This window comes from bacterium, assembly GCA_035419245.1.
GTDB lineage: Bacteria > Zhuqueibacterota > Zhuqueibacteria > Residuimicrobiales > Residuimicrobiaceae > JAKPUX01.
Map to the genome: position 1 here is coordinate 13,734 of DAOLSP010000026.1, position 18,686 is coordinate 32,419.

Annotated in this window: 15 protein-coding genes and 2 riboswitches; of the genes, 2 read left to right on the forward strand and 13 right to left on the reverse strand. The window is 49.1% G+C overall.

The features are described 5' to 3' along the window. Window positions 1–344: 344 nt before the first annotated feature. The 8 genes from PLH32_17115 to PLH32_17150 form a co-directional block, all read right to left on the reverse strand. A complete protein-coding gene (locus tag PLH32_17115; GenBank protein ID HQJ66329.1) occupies window positions 345–4,151 on the reverse strand; it encodes an FG-GAP-like repeat-containing protein in 3,807 nt (1,268 codons plus the stop codon). A 567-nt stretch (window positions 4,152–4,718) separates the two neighbouring features. Further along, entirely contained in the window at window positions 4,719–5,387 is a 669-nt protein-coding gene (locus tag PLH32_17120) for a cytochrome c biogenesis protein CcdA (protein ID HQJ66330.1), read from the reverse strand. A 32-nt stretch (window positions 5,388–5,419) separates the two neighbouring features. Then, a complete protein-coding gene (locus PLH32_17125) occupies window positions 5,420–5,830 on the reverse strand; it encodes a thioredoxin family protein (protein ID HQJ66331.1) in 411 nt (136 codons plus the stop codon). Window positions 5,831–5,890: 60 nt separating this feature from the next. Further along, window positions 5,891–6,931: an ACR3 family arsenite efflux transporter gene (gene arsB, locus PLH32_17130; protein HQJ66332.1), complete on the reverse strand. Its 1,041-nt coding sequence runs from the start codon at window positions 6,929–6,931 to the stop codon at window positions 5,891–5,893. 69 nt (window positions 6,932–7,000) lie between these two features. Next, window positions 7,001–7,807 carry an arsenite methyltransferase gene (locus PLH32_17135; GenBank protein HQJ66333.1) on the reverse strand — a complete coding sequence of 269 codons (807 nt, stop codon included), beginning with the start codon at window positions 7,805–7,807 and terminating at the stop codon, window positions 7,001–7,003. 1 nt (window position 7,808) lies between these two features. After that, on the reverse strand, window positions 7,809–8,048 hold the full coding sequence (locus PLH32_17140; protein ID HQJ66334.1) for a thioredoxin family protein: 240 nt from the start codon (window positions 8,046–8,048) through the stop codon (window positions 7,809–7,811). 16 nt (window positions 8,049–8,064) lie between these two features. Continuing rightward, window positions 8,065–9,363 (reverse strand): permease, encoded by a 1,299-nt coding sequence (locus tag PLH32_17145; protein HQJ66335.1) that lies wholly within the window; start codon window positions 9,361–9,363, stop codon window positions 8,065–8,067. Window positions 9,364–9,456: 93 nt separating this feature from the next. Beyond that, a complete protein-coding gene (locus PLH32_17150; protein ID HQJ66336.1) occupies window positions 9,457–9,813 on the reverse strand; it encodes a metalloregulator ArsR/SmtB family transcription factor in 357 nt (118 codons plus the stop codon). A gap of 431 nt (window positions 9,814–10,244) precedes the next feature. Beyond that, window positions 10,245–10,304: riboswitch (Fluoride riboswitch) on the forward strand. Between the two features lie 61 nt (window positions 10,305–10,365). On the opposite strand from PLH32_17150, the gene PLH32_17155 reads away from it, so the two are divergent. Both PLH32_17155 and PLH32_17160 read left to right on the forward strand, forming a co-directional pair. Next, window positions 10,366–11,520, forward strand: coding sequence for a cation:proton antiporter (locus PLH32_17155; GenBank protein HQJ66337.1), 1,155 nt, complete (start codon window positions 10,366–10,368; stop codon window positions 11,518–11,520). A gap of 129 nt (window positions 11,521–11,649) precedes the next feature. Beyond that, on the forward strand, window positions 11,650–13,323 hold the full coding sequence (locus PLH32_17160) for a dynamin family protein (protein ID HQJ66338.1): 1,674 nt from the start codon (window positions 11,650–11,652) through the stop codon (window positions 13,321–13,323). A gap of 641 nt (window positions 13,324–13,964) precedes the next feature. On the opposite strand, the gene PLH32_17165 is transcribed toward PLH32_17160, so the two are convergent. The 5 genes from PLH32_17165 to PLH32_17185 all read right to left on the reverse strand — a co-directional run bounded on the left by PLH32_17165 (window position 13,965) and on the right by PLH32_17185 (window position 18,033). Then, complete coding sequence (locus PLH32_17165) at window positions 13,965–14,828, reverse strand: hypothetical protein (protein HQJ66339.1); 864 nt, start codon at window positions 14,826–14,828, stop codon at window positions 13,965–13,967. 27 nt (window positions 14,829–14,855) lie between these two features. Next, window positions 14,856–16,142: a phosphopyruvate hydratase gene (gene eno, locus PLH32_17170; protein HQJ66340.1), complete on the reverse strand. Its 1,287-nt coding sequence runs from the start codon at window positions 16,140–16,142 to the stop codon at window positions 14,856–14,858. Further along, on the reverse strand, window positions 16,135–16,569 hold the full coding sequence (locus tag PLH32_17175; protein ID HQJ66341.1) for a hypothetical protein: 435 nt from the start codon (window positions 16,567–16,569) through the stop codon (window positions 16,135–16,137). Before PLH32_17175 ends, eno begins: the two co-directional genes overlap by 8 nt. A gap of 8 nt (window positions 16,570–16,577) precedes the next feature. Beyond that, complete coding sequence (locus PLH32_17180) at window positions 16,578–16,979, reverse strand: hypothetical protein (GenBank protein HQJ66342.1); 402 nt, start codon at window positions 16,977–16,979, stop codon at window positions 16,578–16,580. 409 nt (window positions 16,980–17,388) lie between these two features. Beyond that, the gene (locus PLH32_17185; GenBank protein HQJ66343.1) at window positions 17,389–18,033 is read right to left on the reverse strand and encodes a DUF6062 family protein; all 645 of its coding nucleotides are present in this window, start codon (window positions 18,031–18,033) and stop codon (window positions 17,389–17,391) included. 107 nt (window positions 18,034–18,140) lie between these two features. After that, a riboswitch (Fluoride riboswitch) is annotated at window positions 18,141–18,201 on the reverse strand. Window positions 18,202–18,686: the final 485 nt, after the last annotated feature.

Consider the following 18,686-nt stretch of genomic DNA (forward strand, 5'->3'; position numbering starts at 1 on the left):
ATAAAAGCTTTTTCGAAAACCGGTGGTTGACAACCTGTCCGGCGAGGAAGTAGCGGGGAAGACGATCAGCCTGTCGTCTCCCCGCGAGCGCAGCAGCACGGATCGTTGCAGCGGCAGACGTACCCGTTGCTGATCAACAAAGAGATCAACGTCACCCTTTTACCGAAAAAAGCCAGCAAGATTTTAATCTAGCTGGCTTTTTTATAACACTTACGATTGGCGGCGGAGGAATTTGAACCCCTGACCTATGGATTATGATACGTAGCTTGTTTCATTATATCGCCTTTCAAGGTCATTTTATGTATTTGAGCCATTTTACGGTGCTCCTCGAGCGCTGGCATTTGTTATTTCATCAACACGGACTTGCGTACCTGGCGGAAGGGGCCGGCCTCGAGAACCAGAAAATAGACGCCGTTGGCAAGACCGGCGGCGTTCCAGCGTATCGTATGATACCCCGCCGGCAGCGGTCCATGGGCCAGTTCCGTCAGCTCTTCGCCAAGAAGCGAAAATATCCGCACCCTGACTTTCTCCGCGCTGGGCAACGCGAATTCAATCGTCGTGACCGGGTTAAAGGGATTGGGATAATTCTGGTATAGCGCGAATTGATCCGGCAGACCGAACCGCACCTCGATCGCCGCCGAGTAGGCAAACCTGCCATCCTGATCGACGATCTTCAGCCGGTACGCGTATTGGCCGGCATCCTCCAGAGTGTCATCAACAAAGTCATATACGTGAGGATTGGCCGTGGTGCCATGCCCGGCGACAAATCCGATCTTGCCCCAAGGATGATCGCCCGCTCTTCTCTCGATCTCAAATCCATAGGTATTCTCTTCGCTCAAGGTCTGCCAGCACAGGGTCACTCTTTTCTCCTCGACCGCTGTCGTGAAAGCAGCCAGTTCCACCGGCGTCACCGCCGGCTCAATGATCGTCATGAATTCGTCCGCTCTCAGTGAGGTCATCACCTGCACTTGCCCAGAGGGCCAGATGATGCGCAAGCTGTCCACCATGGCGGCGTCCCCCAGGCCGTAATGGGCGATGAGGCTATTCTGGCCGCTGTGGCCGCTCTGGCTGGTTATCTCGCGCGTCTGCCAGAACACATTTCCCTGGATACCGGCCTTGACCTGCACCCGCGCTCCGATCGCCGAACGGTTGGAGCGGCTGCCGATGCACCGGATCTCGAGCCAGTGTGCGGTGTTGCCGGCGTTGATCGACAGATTCGCCGGGGCGCCATAATTGGCCACCACCAGGTCGAGAAAGCCATCCCGGTTGGCATCGGTCCAGGCGCATGCCAGCGAATTATCCGCAAGCGCAAAGGCGGGGACATTCAGCCGGACAAAACCGCGGCCGCCGGTGTTCAAATAGAGCGCGTCGGCACCGTTGCGCGCCACATACAGGTCCAGCCAGCCATCGTTATTGATGTCGCCCCAGGCGCTGCCCTTGGAAATGCCGGTATCGGTCACGACCGGCCCCTCCGGGATGCGGGTGAAGGTGCCATGGCCCTCGTTATGATAGAGAAAATTTACCCCTTCCGTATTGGTAACGAACAGATCGGGCCAGCCATCGTTATCATAGTCGCCCCAGGAGCCGCCGAAGGAATGGCCGCCGTCGGTAACGACCGGGCCGCTTATGACCTTTGTAAACAAGCTGCTGTCATTGCGATACAAGAAATTGTTGCCATAATTGGCGACGAAGAGATCGGCATCGCCGTCGAGGTCATAATCCGCCCAGGCACAACCATAGGAGAGGCCGCCGTCGCTGGCGGGGGCGCCGCTGGAAATCCTGGTGAAGGTGCCCTTGCCGTCGTTGCGGTAGAGCAGATTGCCGCCGTTCAGGGTGGCGACAAAGAGATCGAGATAGCCATCCTGATTGTAATCGGCCCAGGCTGCGGCGCGGCTGGGAAATACCTCCGTGGTCAGCGGCTGATCTGCCGCGCGGTTGAACAGGCCACCCCCAATGTTATGAAAAAGCGAATTGGCGGCATTTTCGTTGGCGACGAACAGGTCAACCAGGCCGTCATTGTCATAATCCCCCCAGGTTGCGCCCCGCGAAGGATCACTGGCGGATACCACCGGACCGGCTGTTTCAGATGCAAAGGTGCCATTCCCCTGATTGCGGCAGAGCCAATTTTGGCCTTGATTGACGAGAAGGAGATCATCGTTGTTATCCTGATCGCAATCCGCGCAAGCGACACCGTAGGCATAGATCTGGTTGGTCAAGGGGTCGGCCGCAAAGCGGTTGGGAAACACGATCGGATCCCGGCTGCGCAGGAGGTTATAGGAAAAGATCTCCGTCGCGGCGCTGATGTACAGATGGCCATCCGGATGCAGGGCCATTGCGGCAACGGATTCCTCCGAATCCTGGAATCCCGCATCGGGATCCATTTGCGTCCAGTGCTCCCCCAAGTCGAACGAATAATAAAAATCGACAAAATTATCAGAGCCCGATTGCAGCGCCAGCAGCAGGCCGCCGGGGAAGGTGATCAGAGTTCCTGCCTGACCACTGACCGCATCCGGTAAGCCGTTCGTCAGCTTTTGCCATGGGGCGATGAACTCCATCCGGCCGCGGCGGTACAAGCCGGAGGAAGTCAGCAAGAAAAAGCAATCGGCCCTCCGGTCATGGATGACGGTTTTAGTGTACAAGGCAAAGTCAATTTGCTCTTCATACCAGCTGCCGCCGCCGTTAAGGGAACGGAAGAGAGAGCCAGAACTCGTTGCCAGCAAAACGTCGTCGTCATCCTCTCCCGGAGTGAGCAAGGCCACGATCTGATCCGTCGGGGTTGTGCTGCCAACTGTTTTTTTATGCCACGTTTGGCCATCGTCGTCAGAAAAATAGAGGTAGATCTCCTGGCCGGAGGTGCCTGCAGTATAAATGCGGCCGTTCTTCCCGATCGTCAATCTGGAGAAGGTGCTGTCGCCGCTGCCATTGGTAAGCCGCTGCCAGTGTTCGCCCGCATCCGCCGAACGGTACACTCCATGCCGCACGGTAGAAACATAAAAATTCCCCGCCGGATGCCGGCTGAGTCCGGACACCCTCAAATTTGCGGCAGCGGAGTCGATCGTAAAAATGGACCAGGGATGGCGGTCCTCTGTTTGGCGCGCAAAAATCCCCTCCATGCCCACGCAGACAACTCCGCTGGTATCGATCAGAATCTCGTGAGGGCCACGGTCGAAGTTAGCCTGGATGCGCATCCAACTTTCGCCCCGGTCGCTGGAACGGAAAAGGTCAGAGCGGAATTGCAGTAGAAGGTTTTGTTCGCGATCCAGAATAAAATAGCAATCTGAATCCCAATTATCATTAATCCAGGTAGAATGCTCCCCTTCATCAGATGAACGATAAATCCCACTTCCTGTTCTGATATAAAGATCATCATGCTGCCCGTTGGCGATTTGGCGAACACCTTGATAATCTGTAAATATCTTCCAGGTGATCCCTCCATCTTTCGAGCGGGCAAGAAGGCCGTAGGGCTTTTCGGAGTCCCCGCCGCATGAAACTATGGCATAAATAATTCCCGCGCTGTTGACAACAAGATCCGTCAATACCTCAGGACAAAAAAATGTCGAATCTGCCCAGGAATCTCCATGATCTGCTGAAGCCAGAAAAAAACCTTTGTTGGTGCCGGCGTAAGTTTTGCCGTTAACGAATGCAAAACAGCTCAGATCGTCCCGCAAGGCGGACCAATGCATACCCTCATCATCCGAACGAAAACACCGCGGCAAGCATCCCGAGGCGGTGAGCACAAACAGGCGATCCGCGGGATCGATAAAGATGCGATCGATACTGCAAGAACCGGTGAGCATGATCGTCTGCCAGCTCCGGCCGTGGTCGCGCGATCGGTATAAAACCGGACCGCTGTGATAGCCGGCGATAAAAACATCGCCCCGGGAGTTGACCGCAAGAGGGGCATGGTCCAAAAGGGCATCCGCGGGAGTCGGCAGCCTCTGCCAGGTGAAGCCATTATCCTGCGAAGAATACAAGCCTTTGGCCAGCACATAGATATCGCCAAGAGGCGCGAGGGCCGAGTTGGAGACCGTAAAGGGCTGATCGTTGGCCAACTGCCAGAAGCCGGTAGCAACGTCTGTAATTTGCCCGACAGCTGTTCCCCTCCAGACCATGATGAGCAGTACGCCCAGCAGCAGTTTCTTATGATTCATCATCCGCCTCCCCGAAAAACCAACGCTCCAATTTCTTGAGGATCCTTGGAATCACGAAATGAGAGAGTATGTCGGAACAGGACAAGTTCGGTGCCAGGCGAGGTGCGGAGTTGGATGGCAATGGCAAGGTAACCCCGGGTGCATCATCATGAGATACAGGGTAGATCAAATATGAGACAAGCCGTCGATCTGGATCACGGCTCGGTCACTCCTCCTCATCGAGGCGCCAGGTGGAAACCGGATAGTAATGACCTAAATATCAATTACTTGGCAGGTTGCGCCGGAGTCTGTTTTCAGCCCGTCTAAGTTGATGAGCGGCGGCAGAAAGTAAAACTGCAAAAAGCGGGCCACCGGCGACCTGGTTCCCTCCTTATCAATTATTGCAGTGTGGAAGGGAGGGTTCTAGGGCCCGGTAGTGGCGCATTGCGCGGTAGAGATGGCTGCTTTCCGCACCGGCAGGGCCGCCCGGTGCTGATGCGCGGGGCAAAAAGCGGTGGAAGAAAACCAATCCAGGTTTGACGAACGGATCCTGACCGACATCTAGCGCTATGTTTCATATATTCCCTCTTATTCCACGAATGCGGTCATCAAGAAATAGACGCCCCCGAGCAAAACTAGTGCACCGGCAACTTTTTTGACCATATGGGCTGATCGGGATTGTGCACTCCAGTTCAGATAATTTTGCACCCACTGGCTGAGTCCGCCGGCCAGTGTGATCACGGCACAATGGCCGACGGCAAAGGAGAGAATCAATGACAAAGGTTTGACCCAGCTGCTTTGGGCCATGCTGAATACAATGCCCAACACGGGTGCCAAAAAAGCGAAGGTGCAGGGACCGAGTCCTATTCCAAATAAAAGACCGAGGCTGAAGGCTCCGGGGTAACCGCCCTTGCTTGAGCTGATCGTCGTGTTCCCCCAGTTTAGCGAAATGATATCGAGCAGATACAATCCCATGATGAAAAAAATCGCAGCCACCAGAATGTTCCCCCAGGCTCCCACATCACCGATTAACCGCCCGAGTGAGGCGGTGATACCGCCCACCAATGCGATTGTTATCGAAATACCCAGTGCGAAAACCAGAGCCAGAGAGAACGAGCTGCGTGTGCTTTTATTTTCGCAGCTGGTGATATAGCCGATAACAAGCGGGATGCTCGACAGATGGCAGGGGCTGAGCAGGACGCTCAGAACGCCCCAGATCAGGGAAGCCAGCAAGGCCAGAGAAGAGCTGCCGGTCATCCATCCGCTGAGAGAGCTGAATACGCTGTCGATCACGATTTGCTTTCCCGAGAAGATTTCAATCCGTGGGACTGCAGTAGTGCATCAATCTCAGTTTCCGGGAAGAATCCTTCGTGGCGAAAAATCTCCTTGCCTTTATCGTTGAGAAAAACCTGCGTGGGGATAAGACGGATATTATATTTCTGAGCGAACTTTTTCTGATCGGCCTTCCATACATCGTAAAAAATCACCTCAATCTGATCGCCGTATTTCTCTTCAACAGCCTTCATGACCGGCTGCATGGCCTTGCAGGGAATGCAATTGACCGAGCCCAATTCGATGAAGGTTATTTTCGCTTTAGTTGCGGATTTCTTCGAACGGTCCTGCGCAGTATTTTCCGGTCCTCTGCAGGATAGCAGAAAGAGCAAGGATAAAAGGATGGCTGAACCAGCCATTTTGTTCATGCTATTCCTCCGATGTATCATGTAACTGATCGTGTTATTACTCATGGGCCATCCTGTCGATCACGTATTTTGAAAACGTTTACGCCAGCGCAGGGCGACATTGACCAGGCTGATGAGAACCGGCACCTCCACCAGTGGGCCAATCACCGTTGCGAATGCTGCAGCTGAGTTGATGCCGAAGACGGCGACTGCGACCGCAATAGCGAGTTCAAAGTCGTTGCTGCCCGCAGTGAACGAGACCGTCGTCGTTTTCTCATAAGAGATGCCCATCGCCCGGGCGATGAAAAAGGTCGTAAAAAACATCAAGGCGAAGTAGATGGCATACGGGATTGCCACCCGGAGCACATCCAGCGGCAATTCAATGATCTTCTCACCCTTGAGGGAGAACATGACCAGAATCGTGAAGATAAGCGCGACAGGGGTCACCATGGAGAGGCGCGGAATGAAACGCTGAAAATACCATTCGCTGCCTTTGCTATGGCGCAGGAGCAGGCTGGATATCAGACCCGCGGCGAAAGGGATGCCCAGATAAATGAGGACAGTCGCAGCAATTTCGGAAATGGACACCCTGACCATCGTACCGCTCAGACCGAACCAAGGCGGCAGTACGGTGATGAAAAAGTAGGCGTATACGGAATAGAGCGCTACCTGAAAGAGGGCGTTGAAGGCCACCAGGCCGGCCGCCAGCTCCGAATCGCCTTTGGCCAGGTCGTTCCAAACCAGTACCATGGCAATGCAGCGCGCCAGTCCGACCAGAATGACGCCTACCATCATTTCGGGCTTGTCCGGCAGGAGCAAGATGGCGAGAATAAACATCACCAGCGGTCCAATGATCCAGTTCTGGACGAGCGATAAACTGAGAAGTTTAAGATTGCGAAAAACCTTCGGCAGTTCCTCGTAGCGCACTTTGGCGAGCGGAGGATACATCATCAAAATCAGTCCAATGGCGATAGGGATATTGGTCGTACCCGATTTGAATTGATCCCAGAAACCCGCAATGGAGGGAAACTGGTATCCCAGCAATACGCCGGTGAACATGGCCAGAAAAATCCATACGGTTAGATAACGGTCGACAACCGATAGTTTCTTTGCGGTTCCCATTAGCCCTCCGGACCAGAAAATAAACCAATGTCATCGTCTCCTGCACAGTTTCCGTAAATCAAGTACCCCTCACCTTTCGGGTTTTTCCGCGGTGATCACCGCCGACAGGATATACTCCTCGAGATTACGGCCGGGCATCCACTCCTTGATGAAGGCCCGGCTTCCATCCTTCGGCTTGATCTGAATGTTAACAAATCCCGCACGCGCGATCATGGATTCGAGTTCAGGAATCGCCAGAGCGCCTGCCGCACACGCCGCATAAAGGTCCAGATTGCCGCGAATCTCCTGTGGAAGCTCGGCCGTCGCCACGACATCGGATATGGCCAGACGGCCGCCTGGTTTCAACACGCGGAAAGCCTCCGCAAAAACGGCCTCTTTATCCGGGGAGAGATTGATGACGCAATTCGAGATGATTACATCCACCGTGTCATTCGCAACCGGTAGCGCTTCGATCTCACCCAGCCGGAATGAAATATTTGGATATCCCGCCTTGGCCGCATTCGCTCGGGCCTTGGCCACCATATCCGGCGTCATGTCGACCCCGATCACACGGCCCGTTGGACCGACCTGCTGAACCGCGAGAAAGCAATCGAAGCCGGCACCGCTGCCGAGATCGAGGACCACTTCACCTGGCTTCAAAGCGGCGATCGCTTGAGGATTGCCGCAGCCGAGACCGAGGTTGGATCCGACCGGGACACTGCTCAACTCGGCTTCAGAATAGCCCAATTGTGCGGAGATCTGCTTTTCGTTCAAAGCCGGCGTAACCCCGCCGCAACAAGAAGGTGCGCCACCACAGCAGGACGCGTTTTGAATCGCCGCAAGGCCGTATCGCTGCCGGACCGCCGCGCGAATTTCTTCCTCTGACATTTTGTTCATATCAATATTTTCCTATCATTGTTTTAAGCTCTTCGATACCGGGAACCCGGCCGTATACCTTGACAACACCATCGACAACAAGTGCCGGGGTCATCATCACGCGAAATTTCGTGATCTCATCGATGGTGTTCACTTTCTCTATGGTATACTCGATGCCCAACTCCTTTGCGGCCTGCTCGGCCATTTCCTGCAGCTTGTTGCATTTGGCGCATCCCATGCCGAGTATTTGTAGTCGTCTCATCTTTCTCCTCCTTTGCTTAGAAGAACAATCCAAACAATATGCCGGTCAAGGTGGCTATCACTACAACGAGTGATACGTAAACAAGCGTCTTTCGCGATCCCATGATGGATCGCAATACCAGAATGCTCGGCAAGGAAAGTGCCGGACCCGCAAGCAGCAGAGCCAGGGCCGGGCCTTTTCCCATACCGCTGCCCATCAGGCCTTGGAGGATGGGTACTTCTGTCAAGGTCGCAAAATACATGAACGCACCAGCGAGCGCGGCGAAAAAATTGGCAAAAAGTGAGTTGCCGCCAACCGCGGTGCTGACCCATTCCGAAGGTATTATCCCTTCCCGGCCGACTCTTCCCAGCAGCATGCCGGAGATAAATACACCGATCAATAATAGTGGCAGTATTTTTTTCGCAAAATCCCAGGTTGAGGCGAACCAAGCGCCCGCCTCGCCTTTATCTAAGGCTGTGATCACTGCGAGCCCGATGGAGCCGGCTGCGAAGAGCAGTACCGGTTCGGCAGGGGTAAAAAGCTTCAACAGAATCACGGGCAGCGTGGTCAAAACGAGGCGAAGCCAGCTGATCCTGAACCATAATCCCAGAACAACCGCCAGTCCGAGTGCGCTTGCGCCGGTCAGGTACCATTTGATGGAATAGATGGAACGCCAAAATCCCTCGGCATTCGCCGGCTTGCCCCAGTTGGCGAAAACAAGGATAGCAATCATTAGGAAAAAGTAAATCACCGTCTGCCACAGAGGCCGGCCCGATCCGGATTCTTCAATGACCAACGGTGCTTCTGTTGATTCACTTTTATCTTTTCGGAAGATCCAGTGCATGATCAGCCCGAGAAGGATGCTGAAGACAACAGCACCCACGCCACGAGCGATGCCGATCTCCAGGCCCAACACCCGCGCAGTGAGGATGATGGCCAACACGTTGATGGCCGGGCCGGAGTAAAGAAACGCGGTTGCCGGCCCGAGACCGGCGCCCATGGTATAAATCCCTGAAAAAAGCGGGAGTACGGTACAGGAGCAAACAGCCAGTATGGTTCCCGATACCGAAGCGACGCCATAGGCGAGAGCCTTGTTTGCATGCGGGCCAAGGTATCTCATCACCGATTCCTGACTGATGAAGACACCAATCGCGCCGGCAATAAAGAAAGCGGGTACGAGGCAGAGTAACATATGCTCACGGGCGTACCATTTGACCAGATGGAAGGCCTCCATGATTGCGTTGTCAAAACGTTGGGTACCGATGGGCAAAAAGTATAGAAAAGTGAAGACAGCGACGATCGAGAACAGCGATTTGGTTTCTTTCTTCCAGTCCATTAAAACCTGAACTCCTCTCCTGCACCAGCAACTCTTGTTTTATAGGTCTGATATTTCATTGGAATTTATAATTTTACTCCTGCATGGGATCGATCAGCCCACGCTTTTACTGCTGCTGCAAATCTTCAGCCGATCCACACCAGCACCTCGCAGTTTGTCCTCTGCAACAACAGAATCCAGATCGAGTTTTTTGGAGATGACTGGCCATAATTCGCTGAAGAATGGATCAGGATTTTCGGCCATCCGGTAGTTGATCCACTTCCCCTCTTTCTCATCCTTGATCAGGCCGGCATTCTTCAAGACATTGAGATGAGAGGAGATGGTCGAGGTGGCCAATCCGATCAGCTCTGTTATTTCACAAACACACAGCTTTTTGTTTTCGAGCAATTTCAGAATGCGAAGCCGACCATGATCGGACAAAGCTTTCAATACTTCAACAGGTTCCGCCATCTTGCACCTCAATCATTTCGATATTTTTAGTAATGTAATTCTTTTCATCTCCAAAATCAAGTCCTATTTTTAAAATTAGGCCCGACAGGAGATCAAGCACCTCGAATCGCCCGTTTGCCTCCTATACAAAGGCCTGTCCGATAAAATCCGGACTGGCGTTTGTATGTTGTTTGTGAGTAGTGGCGGAGGGATATTGATAACTGTAATCTGTTTTGTGTAAATGAAAAGGATTAGATCGTAAGCTGCCATCAATCCTTCACAATGTCCACCGGTATGAAATCCTTAACACCCGTTTTGAACCGGCATCGCCAGCAGCGAAGATCTGTCCTATTAGGGATCGGGAAGCAAGACCGAAAATTCGATTTGGAGGAGTAGGACCTTAATAATCATGAACCTGACATTACCCTTGATTTTAATTTAAAATATCCGTATAATATCGAGGCGATGGAGTTCGCCTCAAACGCAAAGAAGCTAATGACTCCTACTTTTTTTACATCTGTAATAAAGGTAGGAGTTTTTATATTTATAAGGTAAAACGGGAAAGAAAACGCCATGGAAACTGATGCAACACCTATGGTCATCGGACTGTTTATCCTGTTCTCCAGTCTCATTTCTCTCCGAACCGGCTTGTCGGTTGCAATCATTGAGATCATCTTCGGGATGATAGCGGGCAATTTGGGAATCGAGACCGAGCAATGGATGCTCTATTTAGCGGGTTTCGGAGGCATTCTTCTTACGTACCTTGCTGGCACCGAGATAGATACAAACCTGATGCGCGAAAAGTTCAGGGAGTGTTTCCTGATTGGCATAGCATCTTTTTTACTTCCCTTTTTCACGATCTATGCGTACACCTATTTCGTATGTCATTGGACGCTTTCTGCATCGCTAATCGCCGGGACCGCTCTGTCCACGACTTCCCTCGCGGTCGTTTACTCCGTGCTGGTAGAAACAGGATTATCAAAAACTGACATAGGCAAAATATTAATGGCTGCCACTTTTGTGACGGATATGGGTACAGCCCTTGCCATGAGCATACTGTTCATCAAACCTACACTTTACACTCTCATTTTTCTTTCCATTTCAATAAACGTAATTTATTTTGCCGACAAGTTCTCATCCTATTTTTTCAACCATCCCCGGTGGAAAAACAAGGTGATCGAACCTGAAATTAAATATATTTTCGTTCTTCTTCTTGTGCTGATGTACTTTGCCAATTTTGGCGAAGGCCATGCTGTCTTGCCAGCCTTTGTCCTCGGCTTGCTAATGTCAGGACATTTCAAGGAGGCCGCAGATTCCTTAACAGTTAAAAACCGGCTGCGTACCGTGGCTTACGCTTTGATAACACCGATCTTTTTTATTGTTGGCGGATTGCGTGTCTCCCTGCCGATGATTTATTCTGGACTTGTACTTTTTCTAATCCTTTTCGTAGTTAAAATTGCCAGCAAGTTCTTTGGTGTTTACTTTCTAGCTAAAAAATATATCCCCAGCGGGAGCATGTACACTACTTTATTGATGAGCACAGGCCTCACCTTTGGTACAATTGCCAGCGTTTTCGGGTTGAATTCAAAATTAATCGATCAGCAGCAGTATTCGATTCTCGTGGGCGTAGTTATCGCCAGCGCTGTAATCCCGACGTTTATTGCCCAGAAATGGTTTATGCCGCTTCATAGTGAAGATATCTTTGAAACGAAAAATGGCTCTGAATAATTCGTTCAGGCAAGAAGCCCTTGAACGTGACTTTTTTATTGATTCGTACCCATTTTGTTCCACTCTCATTATTAAATTTTCTTTTCGTTAGCCAGTAATTAAAATAGTTGAAGATTGGACTAGTATACGATGAATGAAATAATGACCATTCCAGATCGTAAAGAAATATTAGCAATCATCCGAAAAGTCATCGAAAGGAATAAAATTGATTCACTGAATGCCCAGGTATCAGCTCTTGATTCTGTACTAGATGAGAATGGTCTAATTAATGTCGCCTTGGTCGGGGGTTTTAAGTCGGGAAAAAGCTCTTTCATCAACTCTGTCTCTGGTAGAGATATCCTGCCCGTAGCCGTTCTGCCTTTGACATCTGTAATTACATACGTCCGTTATGGTCCGGAAGAAAAAATTACAGTTAAATTCCAAGACGGGCATTTTAAGGCAATCCCTTCTCAAGATCTAGAAGATTATATTACCGAGAGATTGAATCCTCACAATGTCAAGCGTGTATCGCGAGTTGATATTGAACTAAAGGAACTTTACCCTTTTCGAGAAATCCAGTTGGTCGACACGCCCGGTGTAGGGAGCGCGTATAAACATAATACGCAGACTTTAGCCGAATGGCTTCCCAAGATCGGGGCAGCATTTGTAACTGTGAATATCACCCACCCTTTTTCAGAGCTGGATATCGCCCTTTTACAGGAATTAAAGATCTACACTTCTGAAATTATTGTTTTACTTACCAAGATTGACCTGACGACAGAAAAGGAGGTCGACGAAGTAACCGCCTTCGTTAAGAGCCAGTTTAGGAAATTTGTAGATAAAGAACCGCAAATCTTCCCATTTTCAAACCGGCCGGGATTTGAGACGAATCGAAACTTCGTATTTAACTATATTATAGAAAAGATAGCTTCCAGGCATAGGCAAAAATCGAATGAAATACTCGATTACAAATTTAGATCAATCGCTTCCCAATGCCGGGAGTATTTAAACCTCGCTTTATCCATTGCCGATTCAGCAACTCAATCCCGTAACCAATTATATGAAAAATTGCTATTTGAGAGAGAGTTGCTGCCCAAAATCCGAATTGAAATGCAGGTCCTTGAACAGGATATAAATATTAATATTCAAAAAGAATTCTCCGAAACTTTTCAGTCCGAATACGGCAATGTCGTCACCAGAGTCATGCAAAATTTTGATAAACAAGCACCACTCTGGCATGGCAATCTGGCAAAACAATCGGAACATTTTAGAGAATGGCTCAGGGGGCAGTTGACAAGCGAACTCGAAGCCTTATCGGAGCGTATTGGAGTCAAGCTGGCGGAAAAATATGTTCAAAGTACACTTGATAGCCTTAAACGAATTGTAGAAGCATTTCAGAACAGGCTCTCATACGAAGTTGAAAAAGTAATGAACACCAAGTTTTCCGGAGCGAAATTTGATGCCCATTTTGAAAAACCCAAACAACCGGATGTCCGGGTCGGTACTATTTTTATGACGCCGCTCTGGCAAATGTTTTGGTTTCTAATCCCAATGAGAATTTTTAGGCCCGTCGTCCATCGTCACTTTCAACGTGTTATTAAATGGGAAATCGAAAAAAACCTCTACCGTCTAGGTTCCCAATGGACCGAGAGGCTGTCTCCACTGAATAGTATTCTATCGGAACAAGCATTTGGTTTTATTAAAAATGAGATTATCACTTTATCCTCGATCCTGCAGAGTGCACCAGACCAGCGCAAGCAGATTGAAGAGGCGATAGAAGAAACCGATAGCTGCTATCAATTGAGTGCAGGACAAAGGATTTAATATATTTTTCATATGTCTATTTGAATCCACTTGGCTATTCATCCCTATTTCATGATTTGGATCAGATACCTGGCATCCATAACTAAACGTATCAGGGCAATTCAGAGTAAAACAAACCTTGGGGGCATCCAATCGATAGGCAGGAGCCAACCATGCTGAAGATAGAGATTCCGGGTGGGCAAACTCTCGAGATTGCACATCTCGTTCGTGACTATACAGGACGTTTGCCGTAGATGGCAAATTATTGCTTCCCAATGGGAATCTTCTTTTTGCTCTCGCCGATCAACTTCAGGTACATATTCTTACTTCTGATACTTTTCATTCAACAGTTGAATATCTAAATGGCATTAATTGCATTCTGGTGGTTTTGGGCAAGGCAAGTAGGACCAATAAAAAATGGAAGATTCAAATGATAGAATCTACTGCCACAATCACTATCGGCAACGGCCGTAATGAATTGCTCATGCTTGCAGAAGCGGTACTTTGCATCGCAATCCTGCAAGAACAAAGCGTTTTCACAAGGGCCATCATGGAGTCCGATATGATATGCAGGTCCATTACTGATGCCTTAAAGCGCTTGATGGATACCAAAAGGCTCGTCACTGCGCTGCGAATGAGTGAGGCAGTCACGGATGCAAATCTCATTTACCTATCGTAGCCGATAATTTTTCCAATATTGTTAAATCATCGATCAATGTCTGCGTTAACGCACCGGCAGTTTGATAAATGAGTAAATCAAATCCGGGATGATCTTTGATTCGAATCGTAAGCGAAGTTGCATCAACCCCAAAGTAAATCGGGCTCCCCATCGGCCGTAAATTCCAGAAAATCCGCCGCTCGCCAAAATTGATTTGATTTATGAAAGGGCTGGATTCTGTGATTAACACGACGAGTCCGTATGTGGTGAGCAAGAGTTTGGTTGCATGGGACAGGATTTCTTTTTTGTGATTCTTGGTGAATTGAGCCGGAAGTACGATACTAGTAAGCACCTTCTCCCGTGGAAGAAGAAGAGGGGTGTAATCAAAAGTACCTTCCAAAGCCTGCACACCTGGTGGCATTTTCGGCCTGATCTTTACCATCTTCCGCCAGATCCTTACCAGCTTATCAAAATATTCCAGCACCCGCGCATTGCATAGAATGTCGATCTTATTAAATTCCTCATTATCGTCCTTAAAGACAAGTCTGAACCAACCCTGCAAAAGAGCACTGCCGGTTTCGAGGCAGATGATCCGGCTGTGTGGGAGGGCAAAAGAGTTGAATGAATTTCTTCTGTGATGATCGATGGAGACTATTAGCAGAGTATTGGTGAGACAGACGGCACAAGACGCCTTTGGATTTCTGTGCCCGAACAAGCTATCGCCGCCATCATAGATGGGACAATAGATGGTAGCTTGAGGGACACTATTTTCCAGGAGTGATGTGACAAGTGCCTTGTGCCGTCCGAATAATTTATCCGGAGAACTTACCTCAAATCCAATAGGCTCATGACCATTTGAAATATACATACATGTCTATGTTTTGCATCTGAGCAATTAACCCTGGTTCTTGAAGGCTTTTTTGCCGGCAAAAACAGCTTGATTGCCTAATTCGTGCTCGATCCAGAGGAAGCGGTTGTATTTCGCAATGCGCTCGCTCCTGCAGCCTGATCCGGTTTTAATATGGCCCGCAGCAGTGGCGACCGTCAGATCCGCGATCGTCGAATCTTCTGTCTCTCCCGAACGATGGGAGATGAAATAGAAATAGTTATTTTTCTGGGCAAGCTTGATGGTGTCCAGTGTTTCACTGACCGTCCCAATCTGATTGAGTTTGATCAACACTGAATTGGCGACACCAGCGTCTATGCCTTTTTGCAGAATAGCTGAATTGGTGCAGAAAATATCATCTCCAACAAGTTCGATGTTACCGCCCAGTATGCTGGTGAGGCTGGCCCATCCCTTCCAGTCATTCTCTGCAAGGCCATCTTCAAGCAGAACGATTGGATACTTGCCCGCCCACTCCTGCCACAACTGGATCATTTCTTCAGGTGACCGCCGCGACTTGTCCGACTTGAACATCAAATATCCGTCATCATCCCACATTTCACTGGCCGCTGGATCAAGGCAGATGCTGATGTCGTCTCCCGGCTTATATCCAGCTTTATCGATCGCTGTCATGATCAGCTCCATCGCCTCTTCGTTGGTCTTAAGCTGCGGTGCAAAGCCGCCCTCATCTCCGACAGCCGTGCTGTAGCCTTTGCCCTTGAGAATTCCCTTGAGCGTGTGGAAGGTCTCTATGCCCATCCGGATCGCTTCCTTGAAAGAGTTGGCGTTATGTGGAGCAATCATGAATTCCTGAAAGTCGACGTTATTATCAGCATGCCGGCCGCCATTGATGATATTCATGCAGGGGACCGGCAGCAAGCAAGCATTTGCACCGCCGAGGTACCGATAGAGCGGCAGCTGGTGCTCTTGAGCCGCTGCTCTGGCACAGGCCATCGAGACAGCAAGGATGGCGTTGGCCCCCAGCTTGGCCTTATTGTGCGTACCATCTAACTCGATCATCGCAAGGTCGATGCTGCGCTGATCCTCAGCCGGCATGCCGCATAGTGCCTTGCTGATTTCCGTATTGACATTTTTTACTGCCTTGAGCACACCTTTTCCCTGATAACGTTTTTTATCGTCATCGCGCAGCTCGACAGCCTCCTTTTCTCCGGTACTCGCGCCGGAGGGCACCAACGCAATTGCGCTAACGTTGCTCTCCAGTTTCACTTTTACCCCTATAGTCGGGTTGCCTCTGGAGTCAAGAACTTCGATGGCTTCGATTTTGGTAATCTTACTCATGATCCATAATCCTTTCTTCAGTCAGGTTCAGTAGTTCGATTTCTTCAACCAGTTTGTTAATTAAGGGATCCAACTCTGCTTCGAGTAAAGGGGCGACTTCTCCATAACGTCTCAGTTTGTCGGATTTCACATCGGCCAGCAAAATTTGAAAATAGGCTCTTGAGGCCTGAATCATAGCGGAATAAGTATCGGCTTTTCCATCTAATCCAAATCGTTCAGTTAGATTTCGAATTGAGATTAGAATCCGGCCGATATGCCCAGAAAGCGAGGTCAGAGTATCCGGCGGGAAGTCGGCCTGGAGACGATAGAGGCTGCCTTTGATCGTACCTTCCCGGATCAGCATCTGCATGGTTAGAAGCTGCTTCTCTATGATACGGAGAGTCACGGTCAGAGAGGTTCTCTGAGCATCATTCAGGAGGTTGACCATCCCAACGCTCACTTGATGGGTTCAAGACTGATATAACCAAGCAGTTCAGGCGGCGAGGCATGTGTCATTTCAACTTCTCCGACCTCACGCATCAAACTCTCCCGGATGCTGCTGCTAAGGAGCAGATCATGCGGTTCGATATACCCACCGAGGCCCCTCGAAATCTTGCCTGCCAACCGCGCTTCGCTATGATGTTCTGAAGATGATCGTCCATAAACAAAAATTCTATTCGCAGCCGCATCAGAGATGATGCCGTAGCAGATAGGTTGCTTGTACTGCGGAGAAATCTCCAGCATACCACGCCTGGCAAAGAAATAATTATCCTCAATGATCTTTTCAAAATCAATTTCTTCAGAAGAGAAACCGATAACATCGCCTTGCGCAAACAGATGGCGGCGTTCAGCTGCCATAATCAGCTGGTCCTCTTCGTTTGGTATTGCTATTATTCTTCACCGGTTCAAATTGTAAGGATGCTGATGGTAAAATTCAATCACCAGCTTCGGTTGCCCCGCGATCATTCCTCATAAGGATTATCGTATTCCTCACCCTCACCTAGTTTGAGATATTTTGATCTACCATGATCGTATAAATCCAGTGTATAAATAACCTTCACCTCAAGGTTGTGGTCTAGTTTCGGGGCATGGGCTGAGACCTTTACCTTCTCCCCAGAGTGCGTCCTGAGATGTTTATAAAGTTCATTCTGATAATAGAATACTTGGTTACAGATGCGGCACCTGTATTGGGTCCCATTCAGCCGCTCAATAGCATAAGGAATGCCGTTCTTCGTGCGAAACTTCGCTGAAATTCTTGGCGACATGGTCATCTCTTCTTGCACAAGAATTTTATAGCCCACTTAGGGGAATTTAATTCCGCGGATGTAATCTCATCGTTGGAATGCTGGTAATCACTCTTCTCAATAAGCTCTGCTAAGAGTGCGGCCTGTTCCGTCCAAAGTTTGAGATGAATTTGAAGAAACCATTGGTTCAGAGATTTATCCTTTATTCCTTTGCTGATTCTGGTATAATGTCTATAACAGAAACCTGAACTGGTTTGAAATTTAGCTCTAAAATCCGCTTGCAGCAAATACCTGGGGAAATTATCGATGAGCCTATTTTCAACCTCCTGAAAAAACTGGCATAAAGGACAATCCTTATCGACCGATCCTTTTTCTGGGTGCGCTATGACTTCAGCGACAAGGTCGTTCATGATGATAGCAAGGCCTAAAGGGTCTCCAGCCTCTAGTAACAAGTTCGAATGGGCCTCGCAAAATCCGCGCGCCTCCCTGAACTTTTTGCGGATGAGCACATCATTTACGTTTTCGTAGAAAAGAGAACTAGCATATCGTTTTTCTCTGTCAACCACCATTGAGCATAGGGGACACCCTTCGATACCAAATCTTTCCAGGTAATCAAAGTAGCTGAAACTCTTCCCATCATCAGTAGGATGTCTGTGAAAAATATTCATATTATCTCTATTCAAATCTTGGAGTTGACTGCAATATCTGTCCTGTATTTGAAGTGATTATGGGAATCCCATAAAACAAAGACTCCTACTATTCCAAGAATCACTGCGAATAAGTAGGAGTCATTAGCTATATGAGCAATTAGGGTGAACTCCATCACCACTAAAAAATAATCCATTATTACTATAAAAGCAAGAGATTTGGTAATTGTAGATACCGGAAATAATCGCTTGAACCATCAATTAATTGTTAAGTCTAATTATTTCAATTCGAAATGTCTATTTTCGAAGTGTCAGATTGCCTCAGCGATTCGATTGAAGTTATAGTTTTGGTGTGGAGGGACCTTGGGATTTGAACGTGACAGACGGATCTTCTTTGCCGCGTCGAAAAGGTGCGGGATCTGCTGGTAGCTGGTGGAAACGTTAAGAAATTGACAACGAAGAACCATATCAGGGGCATATCCAAGATTTTGATCATGAAACATCGAACCCACTCGCTTGAAGCAAAATGCCCTTTTCGTTTCTGCTAAATGGCAGGCTAAGTTAAAATTCTCTTGCCCTTTTCGCACTAAAGATTTATCTTCATTACATGAAACGGTTATTAAAAAATAATGATATATTCCTCTTGCTGGTAATATATTGCTTTATAGCTTGCA